The organism is Pseudomonas sp. 24 E 13 (genome assembly GCF_900004715.1).
Lineage (GTDB): Bacteria > Pseudomonadota > Gammaproteobacteria > Pseudomonadales > Pseudomonadaceae > Aquipseudomonas > Aquipseudomonas orientalis_A.
This window is the reverse complement of the sequence record NZ_CVTO01000145.1, coordinates 123,539-145,695: the sequence shown is the minus strand read 5'-3', so window position 1 is coordinate 145,695 and position 22,157 is coordinate 123,539. Positions and strand designations below refer to the sequence as shown.

The following is a 22,157-nucleotide window of genomic DNA, read 5'->3' as shown; positions in this document are numbered from 1 at the left end:
TGCCCCCGATAGCGGCGGGTCAGTCAACATCTTCATCGACTGACACCCTGCTATCGGTGGCAAGCCCCCTCCCACATTTGTATTGTGTTGTGCGTTATTTTCGCTGCAGCAACCCCGGCAGCTGCGCCACCAGCTTCTGGTTGTTCAACGGCGCACGGATGAACCCGCGCTGGGTGCCATCCGGGCCGATCAGCGCCAGGTTGCCGCTGTGGTCGACGGTGTAGTTCGGCTTGCTGGTGTCCGCAGGAATGAAGGGAATGCTCACGGCATTCGAGACCTTCTGCACCTCCTGCACATTGGTGCCGGTCAACCCCTGAAATTGCGGGTCGAAGTAGCCCAGGTACTGCTTGAGCTGGGTCGGGGTGTCGCGGTTCGGGTCGACGCTGACCAGGATCACTTGCAACTTGTCCACCGCCTCTTTGGGCAGTTCGCTCTTGATCTGGCGCAGTTGGGCGAGGGTGGTGGGGCAGATGTCCGGGCAGAAGGTGTAGCCGAAGAACAGCAGGCTCCACTTGCCTTTGAGCTCATTGACCAGCACCGGCTGGCCGTCCTGGTTGGTCATGCTCACCGCAGGCAGCTGGCGGCTTTGCGGCAGCAGGATAATGCCGGCGTCGATCAGCGCGGTCGGGTCGCCCTGGCCTTTGCCCGAGAGCACCTTGTTGACGGTCAGGCCCATGATCAATGCCACCAGGGCCACCAGAATGAAGACAGTTTTTTGAGTTCGAGTCATAGGTTCAACAGTAGGTAGTGGTCTACGAGCAGGGCGATAAACAGCAACAGCAGGTACCAGATAGAGTACTTGAAGGTGTTGACCGCCGCGTGCGGCTGGCTGCCACGGTACAGCACCCAGGCCCATTGCAGAAAGCGCCCGCCCAATACCGTCGCACAGGCCAGGTACAACAACCCGCTCATATGGATCACATAGGGCATCAGGCTCACCGCCAGCAGGGCGAAGGTGTAGAGCAGGATATGCACTTTGGTGTAATGCTCGCCGTGGGTGACCGGCAGCATCGGGATGTCGGCCTTGGCGTACTCCTCCTTGCGATGGATGGCCAGCGCCCAGAAGTGCGGCGGCGTCCAGGCGAAGATGATCAGCACCAGCAGCAACGGCTCGGCGCTGACATGCCCGGTCACGGCGACCCAGCCCAACAACGGCGGCGCGGCACCGGCCAGGCCACCGATGACGATGTTCTGCGGCGTTGCGCGCTTGAGAAACCCGGTATAGATCACCGCGTAGCCCAGCAACGACGCCAGGGTCAGCCAGGCCGCCAGAGGGTTGGTGAACGCCAGTAACAGCGCCAGGCCCGTCACCGCCAGCACCAACGCAAAGACCAGCGCCGCAACGGCCGAGACCCGCCCCTCGGCCAGTGGCCGTTTGTGAGTGCGCGCCATCAGCGCATCAATGCGCCGATCCACCACATGGTTGACCGCCGCCGCCGCGCCCGCACACAGGGCAATGCCCAGGTTGCCGAACACCAGCACCGTCCACGGCACCCCGGCGCGGGTGGCGAGGAACATGCCCACCAGCGAGGTGATCAGCATCAGCACCACCACTTTCGGCTTGGTCAGCTCCAGATAGTCACGCCAGACCGCCTGGCCGTGACGCGCGCCGGTCAGGGACGCCATGGCAACTCTCCTTTAAGGGTCATCAGGCCCGATGCCGGTTTTCGCGCAATGAACCGCCAGGTGATTGGGTGTGGGTAGCGCACCCGAACCAGGCTGGTGCGTGCGTGATAATTGACCAGCACCAGGGTCAGCAAGAGCGCTGCGCCCCCGGCGTTGTGCGCCACCGCCACCAGCAGCGGCAAGCCGAACGCCACATTGCTCAGGCCCAGGCTGATTTGCGCCGCCAGGGCGATCAACAGCAAGCCGGCCAGGCGCGTCATGCCCACCGCGCGCAACTGCCAGGCCAGGCCCAGCAGCACCAGCGTGACCAGCACCGCACCCACGCGATGGGTAAGATGAATCGCCGTGCGCGCATCGCTGTCCAACTGACCGCCCAGGTAATTGGGCCCGATATGCTGGGTCAGGTGAAAGCCATTGGCGAAGTCCGCCGCCGGCCACCATTGACCGTGACACGTCGGCAAATCTACACAGGCCACCGCCGCATAGTTGGCGCTGACCCAACCGCCCAAGGCAATCTGCCCGATCACCAGCACCAGCCCCGCCGTTGCCCAATATTGCAGGCGCCTGGGTACGATCAATGCGGGCAACACGCCGGACAGACGCAGGCTCAGCAGGAACAGGAGGCTCAAGGTGGCAAAGCCGCCCAGCAAGTGGCCCGTCACCACCTGCGGCCACAGTTTCAGCGTCACCGTCCACATGCCAAACGCCGCCTGGGCGCACACCACTATCAACACGAACAGCGGCAATTTCACCGGCTGGCCCGGGTCACGCCGGTGGCTCCAGGCCCGCGCCGCCAACAGCGCGATGAGGATGGCGAGGGTGCCGGCAAAGTAGCGATGGGTCATCTCGGCCCAGCCCTTGTCGGCCTCCACTGGCGTATCAGGAAAGTGCAGTTCGGCATGGGCCAGCTGGGCTGCGCTTTGCGGCACGCCGATAAAGCCATAGCACCCCGGCCAGTCCGGGCAACCAAGGCCGGCATGGGTCAGGCGGGTATAGGCACCGAGCAACACGACAATCAGCGCCAGCAAGGTGGCAAACAGCGCGAGGCGAAATCCAGGCTTGGCCATGACGATGCCCTTATCCGATGTTCGACAGTTTCAGCAGCAGGCGCAGGTCGTTGAGCAAGTCCTTGCCGTTGACCTTGGCGTCGTAGCGCAGCACCAGGTTGCCGTGGGGGTCGATGACCCACAGTTGCGCATCGCCAGGCGCGGCGGCGTTGCGGTTAAAGGTCGACAGGTCCAGTGAATAGCGCTGCAATTGCGGGTATTCGGCCTTGAGCCGGGTGTCGTAGTCGGTGCCGACCGGCTGCGCACTGGCCAGCGCGTGGCTGGCGCGGGACGCATCGCGACCCAGGCCGATCTGCAGCTGGCGCGCCAGGTACACGAGTTGCTGGCACTCGGCGGCGCAGCTGGCGGGCGCGGTGACCAGCAACTGCCAGCGATCCTCAGCGGCCTGCACGCCTATGTCTGCGCGGGTCTGACCGTTACCGATCAGTTCACCGTGATAACTGCGGCTGTCCGGCACCCAGAATTGCAGTTTGTACATAAAGGTCGCCAGCACCATCGGCCCCACCACCATCAGCAGGATCAGGATCAACTGCCAGCGGCCCTTACGCCGGTCCGGCGCTTCAAACACGTTGAGTGGATTCATGACGGCTCCCATGGTGCTTCTCCTTTGCGTTGTGCCATCCGAGGTAGAGGTAAAGCGCCAGCAGCGCCAGTGACATGGCAAACCACTGCACCGCATACCCCAGGTGTTTTTCCGGCCCCATGGCGACCACAGGCCAGTGGGTGTCGTACGTACCGGGGCCGGCTTCGGCGCGCAGTTCAAAGGCGAACCCATTGCGGCCCAACTCGGCCCACAGGGCGACGGGATGCAACGCGGTCAGCAGGCGCGGCCATTGCACCGTCGCGGGATCAACCTGCAACTGGAAGGTTTCGCCGGGAGCGACGTACACCCAGGCGACCAGATTCACCGGTTGACCCGGCGTGGCGAACGCCGGTGGCGTACGGCGATCCGGCCAGGGCAGCCAGCCGCGATTGAGCAGTACCCAAAGGCCGCTGGCCTGATCATGAAAGGGTTGCAGCAACTCGACACCGGCCTTGCCGTCGCGCATACGGTTGTCGAGCAACACACTGTGGTCGGCATCGAAGCTGCCACGCAGATGCACCCGGCGAAAGGCTGGATCGGCGCTCGTCTCAAGCTGCTCGCTGCCAATAGGCTCGGCGGCACGCCGCTCGGCGTAGGTGTCGACCAGCTGCTGTTTTTCCTGACCGCGCGACAGCTGCCAGAACCCCAGGCCAATCATCAACGGCAGCAGCATCAGCACCACCAACGTCGGTGCGATGCCGGGCCTGAAGCACTGCCGGGCACTGGCTATACTGGATTTCATTGCCCCTCCCCGTATGGCCCGGAGCCAGACCATGCTCAAAGCACTGATTGCCCTGATGCTGATCGCGACCGTTGCGAGCCTGTTCAGTGGCTTGTTCTTCCTGGTCAAGGACGAGGGTCGTTCCAACCGCCTCGTCACTGCCCTGACCGTACGTGTGGTGTTGGCCGCAATCACCGTGGGGCTGATCGCCTGGGGCTTTTTCAGCGGCCAGTTGGTCTCGCATGCGCCGTGGTAGAACGGCTCACAGCACATACACAAAGAAAAACAGCCCAATCCACACCACATCCACGAAGTGCCAATACCAACTGGCCGCTTCGAAACCGAACTGGTGCTCGGCATTGAAATGCCCCTTCAGGACGCGCATCAGCATCACAAACAGAATGATCGTGCCGATGGTCACGTGGGCGCCGTGAAACCCGGTGAGCATGAAGAAAGTCGCGCCGTACACGCCCGAACCCAGCGTCAGGCCCAGCTCTTTATAGGCGTGGATGTACTCCTCGGCCTGGAACCCGAGAAAGGCCAGGCCCAGCAGTACGGTGAGCGCCAGCCAGAGCTTCAGCGCACCGCGATGCCCTTTGCGCAGGGCATGGTGGGCAATGGTGATGGTCACGCTGGAGCTGACCAGCAGGATGGTGTTGACCAGCGGCAGGCCCCACGGGCTGATGGTGCCTTTGGGCGCCGGGTACAGCTTGGGGTCCGGGTTGTTCAGCAAAGGCCAGGCAAACTCGAAATTGGGCCACAACATATGCGCGATGCCCTTGGGCCCCTCGCCCGCCAACCATGGCCCCGACCAGGTGCGCACGTAAAACAGCGCGCCGAAGAACGCGATGAAGAACATCACTTCGGAAAAGATGAACCAGCTCATGCCCCAGCGAAACGAACGGTCCATTTGCGCACTGTACAAACCGGCGCGGCTCTCCTTGATCACTGCGCCGAACCAGCCGAACAGCATGTACGCCAGCAACAGGCCGCCAACGAAAAAGATCCAAGGGCCGTGGGATTCCGCGCGCAAGGCCTTGAGGTCGTTGAACCACACGGCCAGTCCATACACGGTCACCAACAGGCCAATCGTGGCAATTATCGGCCATTTGCTTTGCGCCGGTACGTAGTACGTATCATGAGTCGACATGTATTCGCTCTCCTGATTGAGCGGGCAAACAGTAGCTAGCCGCCGCTGCGGGCCGCTCCGGGCGGCTGGCGCGCGGTGATATCGAACAGCGTGTACGCCAGGGTCAAATGCTTCACATCCTTGGGCATCGCGCGATCGACGATAAAGCGCACCGGCATCTCGATACGTTCGCCCGGCTGCAGCACTTGCTGGGTGAAGCAAAAGCACTCGGTCTTGTGGAAGTACATCGCCGCTTCGGCCGGGGAAATGCTGGGCACTGCCTGGGCGGTCATCGGTTTGTCGGTGGGGTTGTAGGCCACAAACAGCATCTCGGTCACCGCGCCCGGATTGACCACGACTTCGTCGGCCTTGGCATGGAAATCCCAGACCATATCGATGGCGTTGGTGGACAAAAACTGCACCCGCACCTGACGCGATGGGTCGACGACCTGCTCGCCTTCGTATTGCCCGCCGGTCTTGCCGTTGATACCAAACGCCTTGCACATCACGTCGTAAATCGGCACCAGGGCAAAGCCGAAGGCGAACATGGCCAGCACCAGGATCAGCAGGCGTGTGACCAGGCGTTTGAGCGGCACGGAGTCAGCCATGACACCCACCCAAAGCGAACACAATCAATGTGGGAGAGGGCTTGCCCCCGATGGCGGTGTACCAGTCGACACTATCACTGGCTGTGACATAGCTATCGGGGGCAAGCCCCCTCCCACAGGGGATCACGAGCGTACTCATTTGACCTCCGGCGGCGTGGTGAAGGTGTGGTACGGCGCGGGCGAGGGCACGCTCCATTCCAACCCTTCGGCGCCATCCCACGGCTTGGCCGGTGCGGGAGGGCCGCCGCGGATGCACTTGATCACGATGAACAGGAAGAAAATCTGCGTGGCGCCGAACATGAAGGCGCCAATCGAGGACACCATGTTGAAGTCGGCGAACTGCAGGTTGTAGTCCGGCACCCGGCGCGGCATCCCGGCCAGGCCCACGAAGTGCATCGGGAAGAACGCCATGTTCATGCCCACGAAGGACAGCCAGAAGTGCAGCTTGCCGAGGGTTTCGTCATACATGTGGCCGGTCCATTTCGGCAGCCAGTAGTACGCCGAAGCGAAGATGCCGAAGATCGCGCCGGGTACCAGTACGTAATGGAAATGCGCCACCACAAAGTAGGTGTCGTGGTACTGGAAGTCCGCCGGCGCAATCGCCAGCATCAGCCCGGAAAAGCCGCCGATGGTGAACAGGATCACGAAGGCCACCGCGAACAGCATCGGCGTCTCGAAGGTCAACGAGCCCTGCCACATGGTGCTGACCCAGTTGAACACCTTGACCCCGGTAGGCACCGCAATCAGCAGGGTGGCGTACATGAAGAACAGCTCGCCCACCAACGGAATGCCGACCACGAACATGTGGTGCGCCCACACGATGAACGACAGGAACGCAATGCTGGCCGTGGCGTAGACCATCGAGGTGTAGCCAAACAACGGCTTGCGCGAGAAGGTCGGGATGATCGAGCTGACGGCGCCAAAGGCCGGCAGGATCATGATGTACACCTCGGGGTGGCCGAAGAACCAGAACACATGCTGGAACAGCACGGGATCACCACCACCCGCCGCACTGAAAAAGCTGGTGCCGAAGTGGATGTCCATCAGCATCATGGTCACGCAACCGGCCAACACGGGCATCACCGCAATCAGCAGGAACGCGGTGATCAGCCAGGTCCACACGAACAGCGGCATTTTCATCAGGGTCATGCCCGGTGCGCGCAAGTTGAGGATGGTTGCGACCACGTTGATCGCGCCCATGATCGAACTGATGCCCATCAGGTGAATGGCGAAGATGAAGAACGTCACGCTTTCCGGCGCATAGGTGGTGGAGAGCGGGGCGTAGAAAGTCCAGCCGAAATTCGGCCCGCCGCCGGGGCTGAACAGGGTCGACACCAGCAGCAGGAACGCCGCCGGCAGCAGCCAGAAGCTGAAGTTGTTCATGCGCGGCAGGGCCATGTCCGGCGCGCCGATCATCAGCGGGATCATCCAGTTGGCCAGGCCGACAAAGGCCGGCATCACCGCGCCAAACACCATGATCAGGCCATGCATGGTGGTCATCTGGTTGAAGAACGCCGGCTCCACGATCTGCAGGCCGGGCTGGAACAGTTCGGCGCGGATCACCATGGCGAACGAACCGCCCAGCAGGAACATGGTGAAGGCGAACCACAGGTACATCGTGCCGATGTCCTTGTGATTAGTGGTCAGCACCCAGCGCATCAACCCTTTGGCGGGGCCGTGGGCGTGGTCGGCGTGACCATGGTCATCGATCACAGTGCTCATGGCCGTTCTCCTGCAAGCGAGTAAGCGGGGCGATTCAGTGCATGTGCAATGAAGGTAGTCATTTGCTTTGCGCCTGTTTCAGAGCCAGCACGTCTTTGGGCGTGACCATGTCGCCTTTGTTATTGCCCCAGGCATTGCGCTCGTAGGTCACGACAGCGGCGATATCGACTTCCGAAAGTTGCTTGCCGAAGGCCGCCATCGCGGTGCCGGGTTTGCCGTGATAGACAATGTTCAGGTGATCGGCGGCCGGGCCGGTGGCGATTTTCGAGCCCTTGAGCGCCGGGAACATCGGCGGCAGGCCCTGGCCTTCGGCCTGGTGACAGGCCACACAGGTGGTGTGGTAGACCTTGTCGCCGCGCGCGACCAACTCTTCCAGCGTCCACTCCTTGGAGGTCAGCTCCTTGAGCTTGACCGCCTCTTGTTTGCGCTCACCGAGCCAGGTGTCGTAGTCAGCCTTGGATTTGACTTCGACCACAATGGGCATGAACCCATGGTCCTTGCCGCATAACTCGGCGCACTGGCCGCGATAGATGCCGGGCTTCTCGACACGGGTCCAGGCCTCGTTGACGAAGCCGGGGATGGCGTCACGCTTGACGGCAAAGGCCGGCACCCACCAGGAGTGGATCACGTCGGCGGCGGTCACCAGAAAGCGCACCTTGGCGCCCACCGGCAACACCAGCGGCTGGTCGACTTCCAACAGGTAATGTTCGCCCTTGGTGGCCTGGTTATGGATCTGTTCGGCGGGCGTGGCCAGGTTGCTGAAGAACTCCACATCCTGGCCCAGGTATTTGTAATGCCACTTCCACTGATAGCCGGTGACCTGGATATCGATATCCGACTCACTGCTGTCGTAGATGTTGATCAGGGTCTTGGTCGCTGGAATGGCCATGGCCACCAGGATCAGCAATGGCACCACGGTCCAAAGAATTTCTACGGTGGTGCTCTCATGGAATTTGGCCGCTACCTGGCCCGTGGACCGGCGATGCAGAATCATCGACCAGAACATCGCGCCAAACACGACGATGCCGATCACCACACAAATCCAGAAAATGGTCATGTGCAGGTCAAACACAGCGTGACTGACTTCAGTGGCCCCTGGCGCCATATTCGTTGTCCAGGCCGCGTGGGCCTGGCCGAATACCGACCACAACAGTAAGCCCATCCAAACGTGTGGATGTCGCGTCATTGCGGGTTCCCCTTTATGTTTCTTGTTATCCCGCCGGTTTGCACCTGCGGCCAAGGGAGCGGCTTCCAGACTGCTTACAACCGCCAAGCCTTGCCTGCTTCTGCAGTTGGGCGTCATCAGCTAATTGCGTACAAATCCGAGTATAGACAGCCGTAGCGACCCCGCAATGTGTAGGGGCAAATGAGTGAAAACAGACGGACCGGGGCCCAATGCAATGGGCGGCAGAATCGTTTATCCGGCCAAGGCTGGTATTTCGATATAACGTCTACGTATAACCATGAAATAATTATGACAAATGCGTCTTAGGCGCTCGTATAAACGAGCTACCTTATCCTCTCCCTTTTCCTACACCTGCATGACTGGAGCCTTCATGAACACCGCCGCATTGCGCGAGCAGATTTCCCGTGCCCATCAACACGAAGCCACGACGGGCCAGCTTGCCCGGCAACTGGAAAAACAATTGCCGCACCTGCATTCGGCCATTTCCCTGGCTGACGGTGATCGCAACATTGTCATGACCCGCTTTGTCACCGCCTACATCGACCTTGTCCCCGAGTTGCTCGACGCTGCCAATGACGTGGCACGCGAAGCCGGGATCGAAAGCCAGATAAAGCCCGTGCTGAAGATCGCCGAGCATTTCTTCCTGCAGCCGCCGGCGATTCTGGCCGGCCACGAAGGCCTGGACGGCCTGCTGGACGAGGCCTACCTGGCCCATCGTCTGGTGGAAGAGGTCAACGATCTGTACATCAAGCATTTCGGCCAGCCGCTGATTCCGGCCGATACCACCGTCGCCAACCTGATTGCCCATCAATTGATCGGTGAAGGTTTCGCCAACCAGCTGGATGAAGCCGTGCACCTGGCGGTGGATGAGATGCTTAATGAGGAGAGCTTTGCGCTGGAGTCGGTCGAGGCTTATCGCGAAACGCTCAAAAGCCCGAACACAGAAGCCGCGTGGAAGCGCTGGCCATGCCTGTCGCGCCAGTTGGGCGTTGAGCTGGCACTGGATCAGCCTGCCTGAATCTCGAGTCCGATAAAACTCCAATGTGGGAGGGGGCTTGCCCCCGATAGCAGTGTGTCAGCCAAAGAGATTTCGACTGGTCCACCGCTATCGGGGGCAAGCCCCCTCCCACATTTTTTATCCGGTTTCGTCAGGTATCAGGTAGTAGACGGCGCAGAGCCAATCCCCACCGTTGTCCTTACCCGACCTTCCAACCGACGCTTCAAGCCACGCGCTTCGATCACCAGCTTCGAGCCCTTGGCCGCATTGGCCCGTCCCCATTCCTCCAGCAACTCCAGGCAGGAATGGTCGATATAGCTCAGGTTATTGAGCGGCACATGCACGGTGGTTCCGGTCGGTACGGTCGACAGCACCTGCGTCAACGCCGGTACTTTGAGGAACGTCGCCGCGCCGGTCAGGCGCAACTCCATCTCACCGTCCTGAGGCAAATCGACCAGGCTGATTTTCAGCCGTGATGCCTTGAAGGCCAGCTTGACCAGCGTCAGCCCGAAGCCCACCAGCACCCCCGTCAGCAGGTCGGTGAAGATGATCGCCAACGCCGTGGCGGCATAGGTGAACATCGGCATCCGGCCATAACGTCCCAAGGCCTTGAACGCCTTCACGTCCACCAGCTTGATCCCGGTATACACCAGCACGCCGGCCAGGCTCGCCACCGGGATGCTTTGCAGCACACTCGACAGCAACAGCACGAAGCCCAGCAACCACACGCCATGGAACATCGCCGACAACCGCGTGGTGGCGCCCGCCTGGACGTTGGCCGAACTGCGCACAATCACACCGGTCATCGGCAACGCACCGACCAATCCGCACAGCATGTTGCCCACGCCCTGGGCGGACAATTCCTTATCGAAATCCGAGCGCTGCCCGCTGTGCATGCGGTCGACCGCTGCGGCGGACAGCAGCGTTTCGGCACTGGCGATAAACGCGACGGCAAATGCGGCGATCAGCAGTTGCGGGTCAGCCAGGTTGAGCAGGTCGCTGGGGCGCAACCAATCGATGGCATCGGACAGGTTCTCCGGTACTTCCACACGCTTGACCTGCAATGCCAGCACCAGGCTGGTCACCGTCGCCAGGCCCACGCCCAGCAGAGCGCCTGGCACAAAGCGCAGTTTTTGCGGCCGGAATTTATCCCACAGGTACATCACCAGCATGGTCGACAAACCGAGCAGGCCCGCCTGCCAGCCGAGCCCGCCGCCGAGGGTGGGAATCGCTTCGACCAAGGCGGCCGGAAAGCCCGCCAGGTTATCCAACCCCGACGGTTTGGGCGCACCGTCGAGCATCACATGGATCTGCGACAGCACGATCAATACGCCGATCCCCGCCAGCATGCCGTATACCACCGCCGGCGCCGTCACGCGGAACCAGCAGCCCAGGCGCAGACGCCCGGCCACCAATTGCAGGAAACCCGCCAGCAGCAGGATAGGTCCCAGCATCATCATGCCGTGCTGGCGCACCAACTCGAACACCAACACCGCCAAGCCCGCTGCCGGGCCACTGACTTGCAGCGGAGACCCCGCCAACCAGCCCACCACCAGACCACCGATGATACCGGTGATCAAGCCCTTGGCCGGCGGCATGCCGGACGCGATTGCAATCCCCATGCACAAGGGCAGGGCGACCAGGAACACCACCACGGAGGCAAGCAGCTCCCGCGGCAGAACAGCTTTTAATTGAGCAGCACGCATGATGACTCTCCCGAGGCATTCGCCGGGCGCGGTAAAGCCTGGCTGCATCCATGGCAGCCACCGCATTACCCGGCAGGGAAGTGTGTTAGAAGCGCGCTTTAGGCGTCGCGGATGGAATCGGGCCTTCGCCGCCCAACGGTCGGAACGCCGACTGATCCGCATCGTAGGCCCGGATTTCGCTGGTCTCGATGTTGTAGATCCAGCCATGAATAAACAATTGGCCATTGGCCATGCGCGAAGCCACGGAAGGGTGGGTGCGCAAGTGCTGCAACTGGGCGATGACGTTTTCTTCGGTCAGTACCTTCATGCTCTCGCCTTCATTGGCGCAGTCGCAGTTGTCGTGGACCATCGTCTTGGCGACCTCGGCATGACGCAACCAGGCCTTGACCGTCGGCATCTTCTCGAGGCTGTCGGGATTGAGCACCGCGCGCATGGCGCCGCAATCGGAATGCCCGCACACGATGATGTGCTGTACGCCAAGGGCGAGTACCGCGTACTCGATGGCCGTGGAAACACCGCCGTTCATCTGGCCATAAGGAGGGACCACGTTACCCACGTTGCGGGTCACGAACAGGTCGCCGGGCGAACTTTGGGTAATCAACTCGGGCACGATGCGCGAGTCGGCGCAGGTAATGAACATCGCGCGCGGGCTCTGGGCCGTGGCGAGTTTCTTGAAGAGTTCTTCCTGCTGGGGGAAGACGTCGTGATGAAAATGCAAAAAACCGTCGACGATGTGCTGCAGCGCTGCATCGGCGGTTTCCGCCACTTGAGGGGCTGAAGCCGACGCAGCCAACGGCTGTTTATCCTTATCACTCATGATTCAACCTCTTGATCAATGCAGGGGAAGTGTTCAAGTCAGTTCGACGCTCGGGCGGTGAAATAGTTGGGAAACTCCACCGACCAGGGCGCCGACTCATTAATCACTCGTCGAACAAGGTACCCGTCGAAACTTAACTCAAACTGAATGAACCGCTCTAGATCGAGGGTTTCAGTGATATTAAAACGCGACTATTCCTACGGTAGTTTCCCATTTGTCTTCTTCCTACAACAATGCCATTTGCCTGCCCGGTGGGCAAAATGCGGTGCAATCGAGATTGAAGCCTTCCCGGCGATTGAGCCCCAGGCGTTTGATCGCCTTGCTGAAACGCTGTGCCAGCAGATCGGCAAACGGGCCCTCACCGCGCATGCGCACCCCGAAGCGGCTGTCATACACCTCGCCACCACGCACCTGACGCACAAGGCTCATCACATGCGCCGCGCGCTGCGGGTAATGCGCCGCCAGCCACTCCTCGAACAGCGGCGCCACCTCGAGCGGCAGGCGCAGCATCATGTACGCGGCACTTTGCGCACCGGCGGCATGGGCCTCGATGAGCAGGCTTTCCAACTCGCTGTCGTTGATCATCGGAATCATCGGCGAGCACAGCACGCCGACCGGAATACCCGCCTCCCGCATCACCCGTATCGCCCGCAACCGCGCCTTGGGTGCCGCCGCACGCGGCTCCAGGATGCGCTTGAGCTCATCGTCGAGGCTGGTGAGGCTGATCATCACCGCCACAAGCCGTTGGCGGGCCAGTTCGGCGAGCAGGTCCAGGTCGCGCAGGATCAATGAGCCCTTGGTGATGATAGTCACCGGGTGCCGATAGCGCAGCAGCACTTCGAGGGTTTGCCGGGTGATCCTGTATTCACGCTCGATAGGCTGGTACGGGTCGGTGTTGGAGCCCAGGTTGATCGGCGCGCACACATATCCCGGCTTCGAGAGTTGCTGCTCCAGCACGTCGGCGGCATTGCTCTTGGCGATCAACCGGGTTTCGAAATCCAGCCCCGGTGACATGTCCCAGTAGGCATGGCTGGGCCGTGCATAGCAGTAGATGCAGCCATGTTCGCAGCCGCGATAGGGGTTGATGGAGCGATCGAACGGCAAGTCCGGCGAGTTATTGCGGGTGATGATGGTCTTGGCCGTTTCGATACGCACTTCGGTGCCCTGGGTGGGCGGCACTTCCTGGAACCAGCCGTCGTCCTCGGCCACGCTGACGGTGGGGGCGAAACGGTTGTGCAGGTTGGTGGCCGTGCCCCGGCCACGGGGTGGCAGTGCAGTGGTCATGAAAACGCCTCGATACTGTTTTTATATACAGTATCGAGGCGCGCGCTATCTGACCAGTGCCGTTTGGCGGTCAGTGCTTTTGCGTGACCTGCCCCAGATCGTCACCCGAGGTGGTGCGCATATCGCTCTTGCGCAGGTCGGCCACGTCGCTTGCGCTCACGGGTGCGCCCTGATTGCCCCAGCTGCCGCGGATGAAACTGACCACATCCGCCACTTCTTGGTCCGACAAGCGCCAGGCGAATGCCGGCATGGTGAAGGTCGATGGCGCAGCGTGGGTGGCGGGCAAGGTGCCGCCGTTCAGCACGATGTTGATCAACGACGTGGCATCCGCCGTCTGCAGCACCGGGTTGCCCGCGAGCGCCGGGAACACCCGGGTATAGCCATGCCCATCGGTACGGTGGCAGGCCGCGCAGTTGTCGATGTACACCGAGGCGCCCGGCTTGCTGTCATCCCCTTTCCAGAGCGCCTGGGCCACTTGTTGGTCGTACTGGTGCGGCTGGTCATTGGGGTCCACCGCCGGCAGGCTCTTGAGGTAACGGGCGATAGCGGTCAGGTCGTCCTGGGACATGTATTGCATGCTGTGGACCACCACATCGCTCATGCCGCCGAACACCGCGCTGCGATCACTGCGACCGGTCTTGAGAAATTGCACCAGTTGCTCTTCGCTCCAGCTGCCGAGGCCGTCCTTGTGGTCGCCGCGCAGGCTTTTCGCAATCCAGCCTTCCAGCGGCGCGCTGCCGGACAGGAATGCACTGCCGTCGGCGGCGCTCAGGGCTTTTTCCTGCATGGTCAGGGCGCGCGGTGTATGGCACGCACCGCAATGGCCGAGGCCTTCGACCAGGTAGGCGCCACGACTGACCACCGGATCGGCGGTGGTCGGTACCTGATGCTCCTCGACCGATGGCGCGAACATCCAGCGCCATGCCGCCAGGGGCCAGCGCATGCTCAACGGCCAGGGAATATCACTGTCCCGGTTCTGCTGGGCGACCGGCTCGACGCCTTTCATGAAGTAGGTATATAGCGCCTGCATATCGCTGTCGCTGACGCGTGCGTAAGACGGGTAGGGCATTGCCGGGTAAAGCGTACTACCGCTCTTGGCGACGCCATGGCGCACGGCCTTGTCGAAGTCTTCGAAGCTGTAGTCACCCAGGCCGGTCTTGTCCGGTGTGATGTTGGTGGAGTAAATCACGCCAATGGGGGTTTCCATCGGCAGGCCGCCGGCGAATGGCTTGCCGCCCTTGGCGGTGTGGCAAGCCACACAATCACCGGCGCGGGCCAGGTATTCACCTTGCTTGATCAGGTCGGTTTCAGCCGCACTGACCGAGCAACTGCTCAGCAGCGCCAGAGAGGCGATAACGAGTGCTTTCATGGTCATCGCTCCTTATGCCTGAACCAGCGGGCCGGGGTTTTTCAGGTACTGCTCGCGGATTGCCCGAGCCGACCAATAGGTCAAAGCTGCCACCAGACCGGTAGGGTTGTAGCCCAAACCTTGTGGGAAAGCAGACGCCCCCGGGACAAACACGTTGTGTACATCCCAGCTCTGCAGGTAGCGGTTCAACGCGCTGGTTTTCGGGTCGGTGCCCATGATCGCGCCACCGTTGAGGTGCGTGGTCTGGTACGACGCGGTATTGAAATGCTCGCCGACTTTTTTGCCCAACACGGCGATGGCCTTGGGATTCATGGCCTGGGCGACCTTGCCCATTTTTTCCATCATGAAGCGGTTCATCTTGATGTCGTTTTCCTGCCAGTCGAAGGTCATTCGCAACAGCGGCAGGCCGTAGGCATCGCGGTAAACCGGGTCCAGATCCAGGTAATTGCTGCGGTAGGACTGATGCGCACCGTGGGAATCCATCGACACCTGGTGGGTGTAGTAATCGGCGGTGGCACGCTTCCACGCGCTGCCCCAGGCCGGCGTGCCCGGCGGGTTGGAAGTGCCGGCAATCGGCCGGCTGCCCGCCTGGTTGACCCACATCGGCGAGCCGCCCACGAAGCCGTGGGGGCCGTGGTCGAAGTTGTCGGCGTTGAAGTCGTCGATGGCCACGCCATTGCCGCCCGCGCCGATAAAGTTGTTGGTGTGGGTGTCCTTGTCGAAGAACGCCTTGATGGTGCCCATGTTCTGGTAGGCAAAGTTCCTGCCGACCACGCCTTCATTGGTAATCGGGTCGTAAGGCTTGCCGATGCCCGACAGCAGCATCAGGCGCACGTTGTGGAACTGGAATGCGCCGAGGATCACCAGGTCCGCCGGTTGTTCGCACTCGCGACCCTGGCCGTCGACATAGCTCACACCGGTGGCTTTCTTCCCGGTGCTGTCGAGGTTGACCTTGAGCACGTGGGAGTTGGGCCGCAACTCGAAATTCGGCACCTGGCGCAACGCCGGCAGGATGTTCACGTTCGGCGACGCCTTGGAGTACATGTAGCACACGTAGCCACTGCAGAAGCCGCAGAAGTTGCACGGCCCCATCTGCGCGCCGTAAGGGTTGGTGTAGGGCCCGGAGGTATTGGCCGACGGCAGGTTGTAGGGTTTGTAACCCACATCAGCAGCCGCTTTCTGAAACAACTGCGCGGAGACCGTGTTTTTCTGCGCCTCCAGCGGGAAGGGGTTGGAGCGATCCGGTGCATAGGGGTTGCCGCCGCGACCTTCACCGACCAATTGACCCTTGACGGTCCAGGCCTGGCCGGAAGTGCCAAAGACTTTTTCCGCGTAGTCGAAAAACGGCTCCAGTTCTTCGTAGCTGACGCCGAAGTCCTGGATGGTCATGTCCTTGGGAATGAAGTGCTTCCCATAGCGTTCTTCGTAGTGGCTGCGCATGCGCAACTCGATGGGGTCGACGCGAAAATGCACGCCCGACCAGTGCAGGCCTGCACCGCCGACGCCGTTACCCGGCAAGAAGGCGCCGAGCTGACGGTTGGGCAGGGCGACGTCATTCACACTATGGCGAATGGTCACGGTTTCTTTGGAAATGTCCTGGAAGAGCTTTTTACGCACGCTGTAGGTCAATTCGTCGATGACCTGGGGATAGTTGCCGTCCGGGTAGGTGTCCTGCATCGGGCCGCGCTCCAGCGCTACCACGTTGAGGCCGGCCTCGGTCAGTTCCTTGGCCATGATCGCACCGGTCCAGCCGAAGCCCACGATCACCGCGTCCACTTTCTTCATGATGGTCGCCACGCTCATGCCCTCTCGCCGCGAATGGAAACAGCCGGGAAGGGGTATTGCTCGTTGCGCTCCACCCAATCCATGAAATCGGCGCGGGCGCCGGGGAAACCGATCATGGTCCAGCCGACCATGCCTTTGTTGCCACCGTGGATGGGGTCGCAGAAGAAGCCTTCCTTGGTGTTCTGCAACAGCAGGTTGAAGAACATCTTTGGCGGCACTGCCGCGAAGTGAGCGCTCACTTCACTGCCACCCGCCTCAAGGCGGCGCAACATGTCGTCTCGGGTAGCGCTGTCTTGCGCAGCAAAAGCTTTACCGTTGAACGCCTTCGACCAGGCATCCGTCGCGGCGATACCCAGGCGATAGATCTCCTTGGGCACCAATTTGCTCTGCCAGCCCATCTCCGGCGCGGCGTCGGCATTGAAGGGGCCTTGCATGAACCACAGCGCGCCACTGGCGTACGGGGTGTTCATCTGACGGTCGATGTATTCCGGCGCACCGGCTTCCAGAGCGCCTGGGCCCTGGGCATCGGCGGGAATCAAACGCTCGACGGCGGCGTTGATAAACGCCCATTCCTCGGCGGTGAAATAAGTCGGTTCATACGCCTTGTCACTGGGAGCCGGCTGGACTGGCGCGGCCTGGACAGGCTCGGGCGTGGCCATCAGCATCGAACCGCCAAGGCCGGTACTGGCAACCGTGACCACCGGGATCAAGGTCAAGGATTTGCGCAAAAAATCACGCCGGGGGTTGTCTTGATCTTGATCAGACATGGGTGCACCTCATCATGTGGTCACGGGTATATCAGCCGCTTCTGGGAGCAGCGTGAAGGTTTGCCAACGAGTGGGATCCAAAGACAGAACACTTTCGCAAACAATATTTACAAATGATAGCAGGCTAAGAATTGGGAAGAATCTCTTCAATAACAAAAACAGCGGATCAGATCTGATGATTCACAATTCTTTGACGAGCACCTCACGCCCCATTCACCCCGTGCGTACGACTCTGGACATCATCCACATTGCCCAATTCGGTTACGTTAAAAATGTTCAAGATTCGACTGTTGCCGGCCTTCGGCTTGGCACTGATGGCCCTGATCACTGCCGTTAATGTCCACGCCGATAGCACCACCTCTTCCATTCGCTCGCCTGAGTGGGCCCAGCCAGTGGGTGATCAATACAATCTGCACCAGATGACGCCCACGCTCTATCGCAGCGCGTTGCCAGACAGTGATGCAGTGCCCGTGCTGGAAAAACTGAAGATTGGCACGGTGATCAACTTTTTGCCGGAGTCCGATTCGGCTTGGCTGAAGTCAGCGGATATAAAGCAGGTGCAAATTATTTATCGTACCAACCATGTCGACGATTCCGATGTGCTGGCGGCACTGCGAGCGATTCAAGAGGCTCAGGCCAACGGCTCGGTGTTGATGCATTGCAAACACGGCTCTGACCGCACCGGGCTGATGGCCGCGATGTATCGGGTAGTGATTCAGGGATGGAGCAAGGAAGACGCACTCAACGAGATGACTCTGGGCGGCTATGGCAGCAGTAACGGCTTCAAGGATGGCGTTCGTTACATGATGAAAGCCGATATCGACAAGTTGCGCACAGCCTTGGCGAATGGCGATTGCAGCACCAGCGCGTTTGCGCTGTGCTCGATGAAAGATTGGATCACCACAACGGGCAAGGAAGATAAAGAATTGTAGGAGCGCGCTCGCTCGCGAAAAACTCGATTACGCCACGTTTATCCGGGAAACACGCGTTATCGTTAACGTTTTTCGCGAGCAAGCTCGCTCCTACAGTTAAGTGCCGCTTTAGTCTTTTTTCAGCTTCGGGTTAGGAAAGAACTGCACCGCTTGCACCTTCGGGTCCGCCGGCGCTTTCAACGCCGAGGTATTGACCCGCGTGCCCAACTCCCTGGGCACTGACAGCCCCTGATCATTGAGCGTATCGGTATAGCCGCAGGCCACACATTCGCGGTGCGGCACATTGTCCTCGGTCCACATCTTCAGCTTGTCCGGCTCGCTGCACGCCGGGCAGACCGCCCCGGCGATAAATTGCTTTTTGGTAATCACAGGCCCTTCACTCATGCTGCCGCGTCCTCACTCAGGCCGCTGTGGCGCAAGAGTGCGTCAATCGACGGCGCCCGTCCGCGGAAGTCGACGAACAACACCATCGGTTCCTGGGAACCGCCCCGTGCGAGGATCGCTTCCCGAAAGGCGCGGCCGGTCTGGGCATTGAGCACGCCGTCTTCTTCGAACTTGGAGAAGGCATCCGCCGAGAGCACTTCGGCCCACTTGTAGCTGTAGTAACCCGCCGCATAACCGCCGGCGAAGATATGCGCAAAGCTATTGGGGAAACGATTGTAGGCCGGCGGACGCATCACCGAGACTTCATCGCGCACACCGTCGAGCACCTGCGCCACACTGCGACCGTCGCCGTGGGTGGCGTGCAGTTCGAAGTCGAACAGCGAGAACTCCAGCTGGCGCACCATCATCAGGCCGGACTGGAAATTCTTCGCCGCGAGCATTTTTTCCAGCAGGTCCTGGGGCAGCGGTTCACCGGTTTCGTAGTGACCGGAAATCAGCGCCAGGCCTTCAGGCTCCCAGCACCAGTTCTCCATGAACTGGCTCGGCAACTCCACCGCATCCCAGGCCACGCCATTGATACCGGATACGCCGGCGTGTTCAACGCGGGTCAGCAGGTGGTGCAGGCCATGACCGAACTCGTGGAACAGGGTGGTGACTTCATCGTGAGTCAGCAGGGCAGGCTTGCCACTGTCGGCCGGGGTGAAGTTGCACACCAGGTTGGCCACCGGGCTTTGCAGGACGCCATCAATGGTGCGGCGACGGTCGCGGGCGCCGTCCATCCAGGCACCGCCACGCTTGTTGGCGCGGGCATACAAATCAAAGAAGAAGCGGCCGACGTGCTGGCCGTTTTCCTTGATCTCGAACAGGCGCACGTCCGGGTGCCAGGCGTCGAAACCTTTCTGTTCGGCGATTTCAATGCCGTACAGGCGCTGCACAATGGCGAACAGGCCGCCCAATACCTTGTCGATCGGGAAGTAGGCGCGCAAGGCTTCCTGGGACACGCTGTAGCGCTGCTCGCGCAGTTTTTCGCCGTAGAAACCGCTGTCCCAGCTTTGCAGATCAGGGCAACCCTGTTCAGCGGCGTAGGCTTTGAGCTGCTGCAGGTCCTGGGTGGCGAACGGCTTGCTGCGCCGGGCCAGGTCGCGCAGGAAACTCAACACCTGATCGCTCGACTCGGCCATTTTGGTGGCCAGGCTCAGTTCGGCGAACGACGCGTAGCCCAGCAATTGAGCCAGTTCCTGACGCAAGTCGAGGATCTGTTCCATCACCGGACCGTTATCGTTCTGACCGGCATTCGGGCCCTGGTCCGACGCGCGTGTGCAGTAGGCCGCGTAGACTTCTTCACGCAGGGCACGGTCCTGGGCGTAGGTCATTACCGCGTAATAGCTGGGAAATTCGAGGGTGATCAGCCAGCCATCCAGACCTTTGGCCTGTGCGGCGGCGGCCATTTGCGCCTTGGCCGAATCGGTCAGGCCGGCGAGGGTGGCCTGGTCGGTGACGTGTTTGGTCCAGGCCTGGGTGGCGTCCAGCAACTGGTTGGAGAATTTGCTGCCCAGCTCCGACAGCTTGCTTTGCACGTCGGCGTAGCGCTTCTGCTGCTCGGGCGGCAAATCGATACCCGACAGGCGGAAGTCGCGCAGGGCGTGTTCCAGGATGGTTTTTTGCGCCACATCGAAACCGGCGGCTTCGGGGCTGTTGGCCAGGGCTTCGAAGGCCTGGAACAGTTCACGGTTCTGCCCCATCTCGGTGGAGTAGGCGCTCAATGCCGGCAGGCAAGCCTCATAGGCTTCGCGCAACTCGGCGCTGTTACACACGGCGTTGAGGTGGCTGACCGGGCTCCAGGCCGCGCCCAGGCGATCATTAAGCTCGTCCATGGCCAGGACCAGGCCCGCCCATGTCGGATTTTTGCCCTGGCTTTGCAGGATGTCTGCGATCGCTGCACGGTTGTCGGCCAGGATCTGTTCGATGGCCGGCTGGACATGCTCGGCACGGATCGCCGAGAACGGCGGCAGGTCGTAGGGCTGCAGAAGAGGGTTGTTCGCGCTCACGGTTGGCACCTTGGCTGAAGAAACAGATAAGACAAAGATGGGGCCATCTTAATTACAATCAACACCCACCGCAGCTATCAGTACAACAGAGAGAGGCTATCGTGACCCTTCGCACCTATCAGAATCACACGCCAACCCTGGGCACCGGGGCGTTTGTCGATGTTTCGGCGGTGGTGATCGGCGATGTCGAAATCGGCGCCGACAGCTCGGTCTGGCCATTGACGGTGATTCGCGGCGACATGCACCGCATCCGTATCGGTGCGCGCACCAGCGTGCAGGACGGCTGTGTGCTGCACATCACCCACGCCGGCCCGTTCAACCCGGACGGTTTCCCGCTGTTGATCGGTGACGACGTGACCATCGCCCATAAAGTCATGCTGCATGGCTGCACCGTGGGCAGCCGCATCCTGATCGGCATGGGCAGCATCGTCATGGACGGCGCCGTGGTGGAGGATGACGTGATCATCGGGGCCGGCAGCCTGGTGCCGCCGGGCAAGAAACTCGACAGCGGCTTTTTGTATGTCGGCAGTCCGGTTAAACAGGTCCGCCCGTTGACCGACAAGGAGCGTGCCTTTTTCACCTACAGCGCGGCGAACTACGTGAAGCTAAAAGACCTGCACATCGCGCAAGGATTCGACCAATGACCCTGCACCACCAGACCGTGCTGTTCGACCTGGACGGCACCCTCACCGACCCGCGCGAGGGCATTACCCGTTCGATCCAGTACGCCCTCGGCAAACTGGGCATCGACGAGCCGGACCTGACCCGGCTCGAACACTTCATCGGCCCGCCGTTGCTGCAAGCGTTCATGCAGTTCTATGGCTTCGACGAGGCCAAAGCCTGGGAAGCGGTGAATTTCTATCGCGAGCGCTTCAAGGTCACGGGGCTGTATGAAAACCAGGTATTCGACGGCGTGATGCCATTGCTCGAAGAACTGAACAGCCAGGGCCGCCAACTGTATGTGGCGACCTCCAAGCCGTGGGAATTCGCCCGTGAGATCGCGCGGCATTTCGACTTTGCCAAGCACTTCAAGGTGATTTACGGCAGCGAGCTGGATGGCACACGCACCAACAAGGTCGAGCTGATCGCCCACCTGATGCGTGAAGAAGGGCTGGACCCGGAAACCACCTTGATGATCGGTGATCGCAAGCATGACCTGATCGGCGCGCGCAGCAATGGGCTCGACTCGGTGGCAGTGGGTTATGGGTTTGGCAGCTTTGAAGAGCTGAATGCCGAAGCGCCGACCTGGCATTTTGAGACGTTGGCAGAAATGCATCAGGCGTTTTTGCGGCGGACTTGAGGCCGACCAGGATGTTGGATCAGATCGAGTACATATCCATTCTTTAGGTAACGGCAACTTAGGGTTCCGCCCTGACGGCGGCTCACTTTTGAAAAGCGCAAAAGTAAGCAAAACGCTCTTGCCCCA

Annotated in this window: 22 protein-coding genes; 5 read left to right on the top strand and 17 right to left on the bottom strand. The window is 60.9% G+C overall.

The annotated features are described in order from the left end of the window. Positions 1-94: 94 nt before the first annotated feature. The 5 genes from BFP90_RS20555 to BFP90_RS20535 are packed head-to-tail and all read right to left on the bottom strand — an operon-like array spanning position 95 to position 4,018. On the bottom strand, positions 95-730 hold the full coding sequence (locus tag BFP90_RS20555; RefSeq protein WP_065897854.1) for an SCO family protein: 636 nt from the start codon (positions 728-730) through the stop codon (positions 95-97). Continuing rightward, a complete protein-coding gene (gene cyoE / locus BFP90_RS20550) occupies positions 727-1,626 on the bottom strand; it encodes a heme o synthase (RefSeq protein ID WP_065897853.1) in 900 nt (299 codons plus the stop codon). Before cyoE ends, BFP90_RS20555 begins: the two co-directional genes overlap by 4 nt. Further along, positions 1,614-2,693, bottom strand: a complete 1,080-nt coding sequence (locus tag BFP90_RS20545; protein WP_065897852.1) for a COX15/CtaA family protein — start codon at positions 2,691-2,693, stop codon at positions 1,614-1,616. Before BFP90_RS20545 ends, cyoE begins: the two co-directional genes overlap by 13 nt. Positions 2,694-2,703: 10 nt before the next feature. Then, positions 2,704-3,288, bottom strand: a complete 585-nt coding sequence (locus BFP90_RS20540) for a hypothetical protein (protein ID WP_065897874.1) — start codon at positions 3,286-3,288, stop codon at positions 2,704-2,706. Continuing rightward, positions 3,254-4,018, bottom strand: a complete 765-nt coding sequence (locus BFP90_RS20535) for an SURF1 family protein (protein WP_065895273.1) — start codon at positions 4,016-4,018, stop codon at positions 3,254-3,256. The genes BFP90_RS20540 and BFP90_RS20535 overlap by 35 nt, the downstream gene beginning before the upstream one ends. Positions 4,019-4,049: 31 nt before the next feature. Here BFP90_RS20535 and BFP90_RS20530 point away from each other — a divergent pair, with 31 nt between their 5' ends. Beyond that, entirely contained in the window at positions 4,050-4,253 is a 204-nt protein-coding gene (locus tag BFP90_RS20530) for a twin transmembrane helix small protein (RefSeq protein ID WP_057725706.1), read from the top strand. Between the two features lie 6 nt (positions 4,254-4,259). Here BFP90_RS20530 and BFP90_RS20525 read toward each other — a convergent pair whose 3' ends face one another. From BFP90_RS20525 to coxB, 4 genes are all read right to left on the bottom strand, one after another. After that, entirely contained in the window at positions 4,260-5,147 is an 888-nt protein-coding gene (locus tag BFP90_RS20525; RefSeq protein WP_065897851.1) for a cytochrome c oxidase subunit 3, read from the bottom strand. Positions 5,148-5,182: 35 nt separating this feature from the next. Next, on the bottom strand, positions 5,183-5,734 hold the full coding sequence (locus BFP90_RS20520) for a cytochrome c oxidase assembly protein (protein WP_065895271.1): 552 nt from the start codon (positions 5,732-5,734) through the stop codon (positions 5,183-5,185). A gap of 135 nt (positions 5,735-5,869) precedes the next feature. Next, a complete protein-coding gene (ctaD, locus tag BFP90_RS20515; protein ID WP_065895270.1) occupies positions 5,870-7,456 on the bottom strand; it encodes a cytochrome c oxidase subunit I in 1,587 nt (528 codons plus the stop codon). Between the two features lie 58 nt (positions 7,457-7,514). Next, positions 7,515-8,642: a cytochrome c oxidase subunit II gene (gene coxB / locus BFP90_RS20510; protein WP_065895269.1), complete on the bottom strand. Its 1,128-nt coding sequence runs from the start codon at positions 8,640-8,642 to the stop codon at positions 7,515-7,517. A 370-nt stretch (positions 8,643-9,012) separates the two neighbouring features. Here coxB and BFP90_RS20505 point away from each other — a divergent pair, with 370 nt between their 5' ends. Next, positions 9,013-9,660: a hypothetical protein gene (locus BFP90_RS20505; protein ID WP_065895268.1), complete on the top strand. Its 648-nt coding sequence runs from the start codon at positions 9,013-9,015 to the stop codon at positions 9,658-9,660. A gap of 137 nt (positions 9,661-9,797) precedes the next feature. Here the strand turns inward: BFP90_RS20505 and BFP90_RS20500 are convergent, their stop codons facing one another. The 6 genes from BFP90_RS20500 to BFP90_RS20475 all read right to left on the bottom strand — a co-directional run bounded on the left by BFP90_RS20500 (position 9,798) and on the right by BFP90_RS20475 (position 17,367). Further along, entirely contained in the window at positions 9,798-11,345 is a 1,548-nt protein-coding gene (locus tag BFP90_RS20500) for a SulP family inorganic anion transporter (RefSeq protein WP_065897850.1), read from the bottom strand. A gap of 85 nt (positions 11,346-11,430) precedes the next feature. After that, entirely contained in the window at positions 11,431-12,162 is a 732-nt protein-coding gene (locus BFP90_RS20495) for a carbonic anhydrase (RefSeq protein ID WP_065895266.1), read from the bottom strand. Positions 12,163-12,387: 225 nt separating this feature from the next. Then, positions 12,388-13,446 (bottom strand): PA0069 family radical SAM protein, encoded by a 1,059-nt coding sequence (locus tag BFP90_RS20490; protein WP_065895265.1) that lies wholly within the window; start codon positions 13,444-13,446, stop codon positions 12,388-12,390. Between the two features lie 70 nt (positions 13,447-13,516). Further along, positions 13,517-14,815, bottom strand: a complete 1,299-nt coding sequence (locus BFP90_RS20485) for a cytochrome c (protein WP_065897849.1) — start codon at positions 14,813-14,815, stop codon at positions 13,517-13,519. Positions 14,816-14,827: 12 nt separating this feature from the next. Next, entirely contained in the window at positions 14,828-16,612 is a 1,785-nt protein-coding gene (locus BFP90_RS20480; protein WP_065895305.1) for a GMC family oxidoreductase, read from the bottom strand. A 2-nt stretch (positions 16,613-16,614) separates the two neighbouring features. Further along, positions 16,615-17,367 carry a gluconate 2-dehydrogenase subunit 3 family protein gene (locus BFP90_RS20475; protein WP_065895263.1) on the bottom strand — a complete coding sequence of 251 codons (753 nt, stop codon included), beginning with the start codon at positions 17,365-17,367 and terminating at the stop codon, positions 16,615-16,617. Positions 17,368-17,639: 272 nt separating this feature from the next. On the opposite strand from BFP90_RS20475, the gene BFP90_RS20470 reads away from it, so the two are divergent. Beyond that, on the top strand, positions 17,640-18,299 hold the full coding sequence (locus BFP90_RS20470; protein WP_065897848.1) for a dual specificity protein phosphatase family protein: 660 nt from the start codon (positions 17,640-17,642) through the stop codon (positions 18,297-18,299). 108 nt (positions 18,300-18,407) lie between these two features. Here BFP90_RS20470 and BFP90_RS20465 read toward each other — a convergent pair whose 3' ends face one another. Both BFP90_RS20465 and prlC read right to left on the bottom strand, forming a co-directional pair. Beyond that, positions 18,408-18,683: a YheV family putative zinc ribbon protein gene (locus BFP90_RS20465; protein ID WP_065886753.1), complete on the bottom strand. Its 276-nt coding sequence runs from the start codon at positions 18,681-18,683 to the stop codon at positions 18,408-18,410. After that, the gene (gene prlC / locus BFP90_RS20460) at positions 18,680-20,731 is read right to left on the bottom strand and encodes an oligopeptidase A (RefSeq protein WP_065895261.1); all 2,052 of its coding nucleotides are present in this window, start codon (positions 20,729-20,731) and stop codon (positions 18,680-18,682) included. Before prlC ends, BFP90_RS20465 begins: the two co-directional genes overlap by 4 nt. A gap of 101 nt (positions 20,732-20,832) precedes the next feature. On the opposite strand from prlC, the gene BFP90_RS20455 reads away from it, so the two are divergent. Both BFP90_RS20455 and BFP90_RS20450 read left to right on the top strand, forming a co-directional pair. Then, positions 20,833-21,375, top strand: coding sequence for a gamma carbonic anhydrase family protein (locus BFP90_RS20455; protein ID WP_065886751.1), 543 nt, complete (start codon positions 20,833-20,835; stop codon positions 21,373-21,375). After that, positions 21,372-22,031 carry an HAD family hydrolase gene (locus BFP90_RS20450; protein WP_065897847.1) on the top strand — a complete coding sequence of 220 codons (660 nt, stop codon included), beginning with the start codon at positions 21,372-21,374 and terminating at the stop codon, positions 22,029-22,031. The genes BFP90_RS20455 and BFP90_RS20450 overlap by 4 nt, the downstream gene beginning before the upstream one ends. The last annotated feature ends 126 nt before the right edge of the window (positions 22,032-22,157 follow it).

Coding starts and splice junctions, on each gene's coding strand:
- BFP90_RS20555 (WP_065897854.1), bottom strand. CDS start 730: ATGACTCGAACTCAAAAAACTGTCTTCATTCTGGTGGCCCTGGTGGCA.
- cyoE (WP_065897853.1), bottom strand. CDS start 1,626: ATGGCGTCCCTGACCGGCGCGCGTCACGGCCAGGCGGTCTGGCGTGAC.
- BFP90_RS20545 (WP_065897852.1), bottom strand. CDS start 2,693: ATGGCCAAGCCTGGATTTCGCCTCGCGCTGTTTGCCACCTTGCTGGCG.
- BFP90_RS20540 (WP_065897874.1), bottom strand. CDS start 3,288: ATGGGAGCCGTCATGAATCCACTCAACGTGTTTGAAGCGCCGGACCGG.
- BFP90_RS20535 (WP_065895273.1), bottom strand. CDS start 4,018: ATGAAATCCAGTATAGCCAGTGCCCGGCAGTGCTTCAGGCCCGGCATC.
- BFP90_RS20530 (WP_057725706.1), top strand. CDS start 4,050: ATGCTCAAAGCACTGATTGCCCTGATGCTGATCGCGACCGTTGCGAGC.
- BFP90_RS20525 (WP_065897851.1), bottom strand. CDS start 5,147: ATGTCGACTCATGATACGTACTACGTACCGGCGCAAAGCAAATGGCCG.
- BFP90_RS20520 (WP_065895271.1), bottom strand. CDS start 5,734: ATGGCTGACTCCGTGCCGCTCAAACGCCTGGTCACACGCCTGCTGATC.
- ctaD (WP_065895270.1), bottom strand. CDS start 7,456: ATGAGCACTGTGATCGATGACCATGGTCACGCCGACCACGCCCACGGC.
- coxB (WP_065895269.1), bottom strand. CDS start 8,642: ATGACGCGACATCCACACGTTTGGATGGGCTTACTGTTGTGGTCGGTA.
- BFP90_RS20505 (WP_065895268.1), top strand. CDS start 9,013: ATGAACACCGCCGCATTGCGCGAGCAGATTTCCCGTGCCCATCAACAC.
- BFP90_RS20500 (WP_065897850.1), bottom strand. CDS start 11,345: ATGCGTGCTGCTCAATTAAAAGCTGTTCTGCCGCGGGAGCTGCTTGCC.
- BFP90_RS20495 (WP_065895266.1), bottom strand. CDS start 12,162: ATGAGTGATAAGGATAAACAGCCGTTGGCTGCGTCGGCTTCAGCCCCT.
- BFP90_RS20490 (WP_065895265.1), bottom strand. CDS start 13,446: ATGACCACTGCACTGCCACCCCGTGGCCGGGGCACGGCCACCAACCTG.
- BFP90_RS20485 (WP_065897849.1), bottom strand. CDS start 14,815: ATGAAAGCACTCGTTATCGCCTCTCTGGCGCTGCTGAGCAGTTGCTCG.
- BFP90_RS20475 (WP_065895263.1), bottom strand. CDS start 17,367: ATGTCTGATCAAGATCAAGACAACCCCCGGCGTGATTTTTTGCGCAAA.
- BFP90_RS20470 (WP_065897848.1), top strand. CDS start 17,640: ATGTTCAAGATTCGACTGTTGCCGGCCTTCGGCTTGGCACTGATGGCC.
- BFP90_RS20465 (WP_065886753.1), bottom strand. CDS start 18,683: ATGAGTGAAGGGCCTGTGATTACCAAAAAGCAATTTATCGCCGGGGCG.
- BFP90_RS20450 (WP_065897847.1), top strand. CDS start 21,372: ATGACCCTGCACCACCAGACCGTGCTGTTCGACCTGGACGGCACCCTC.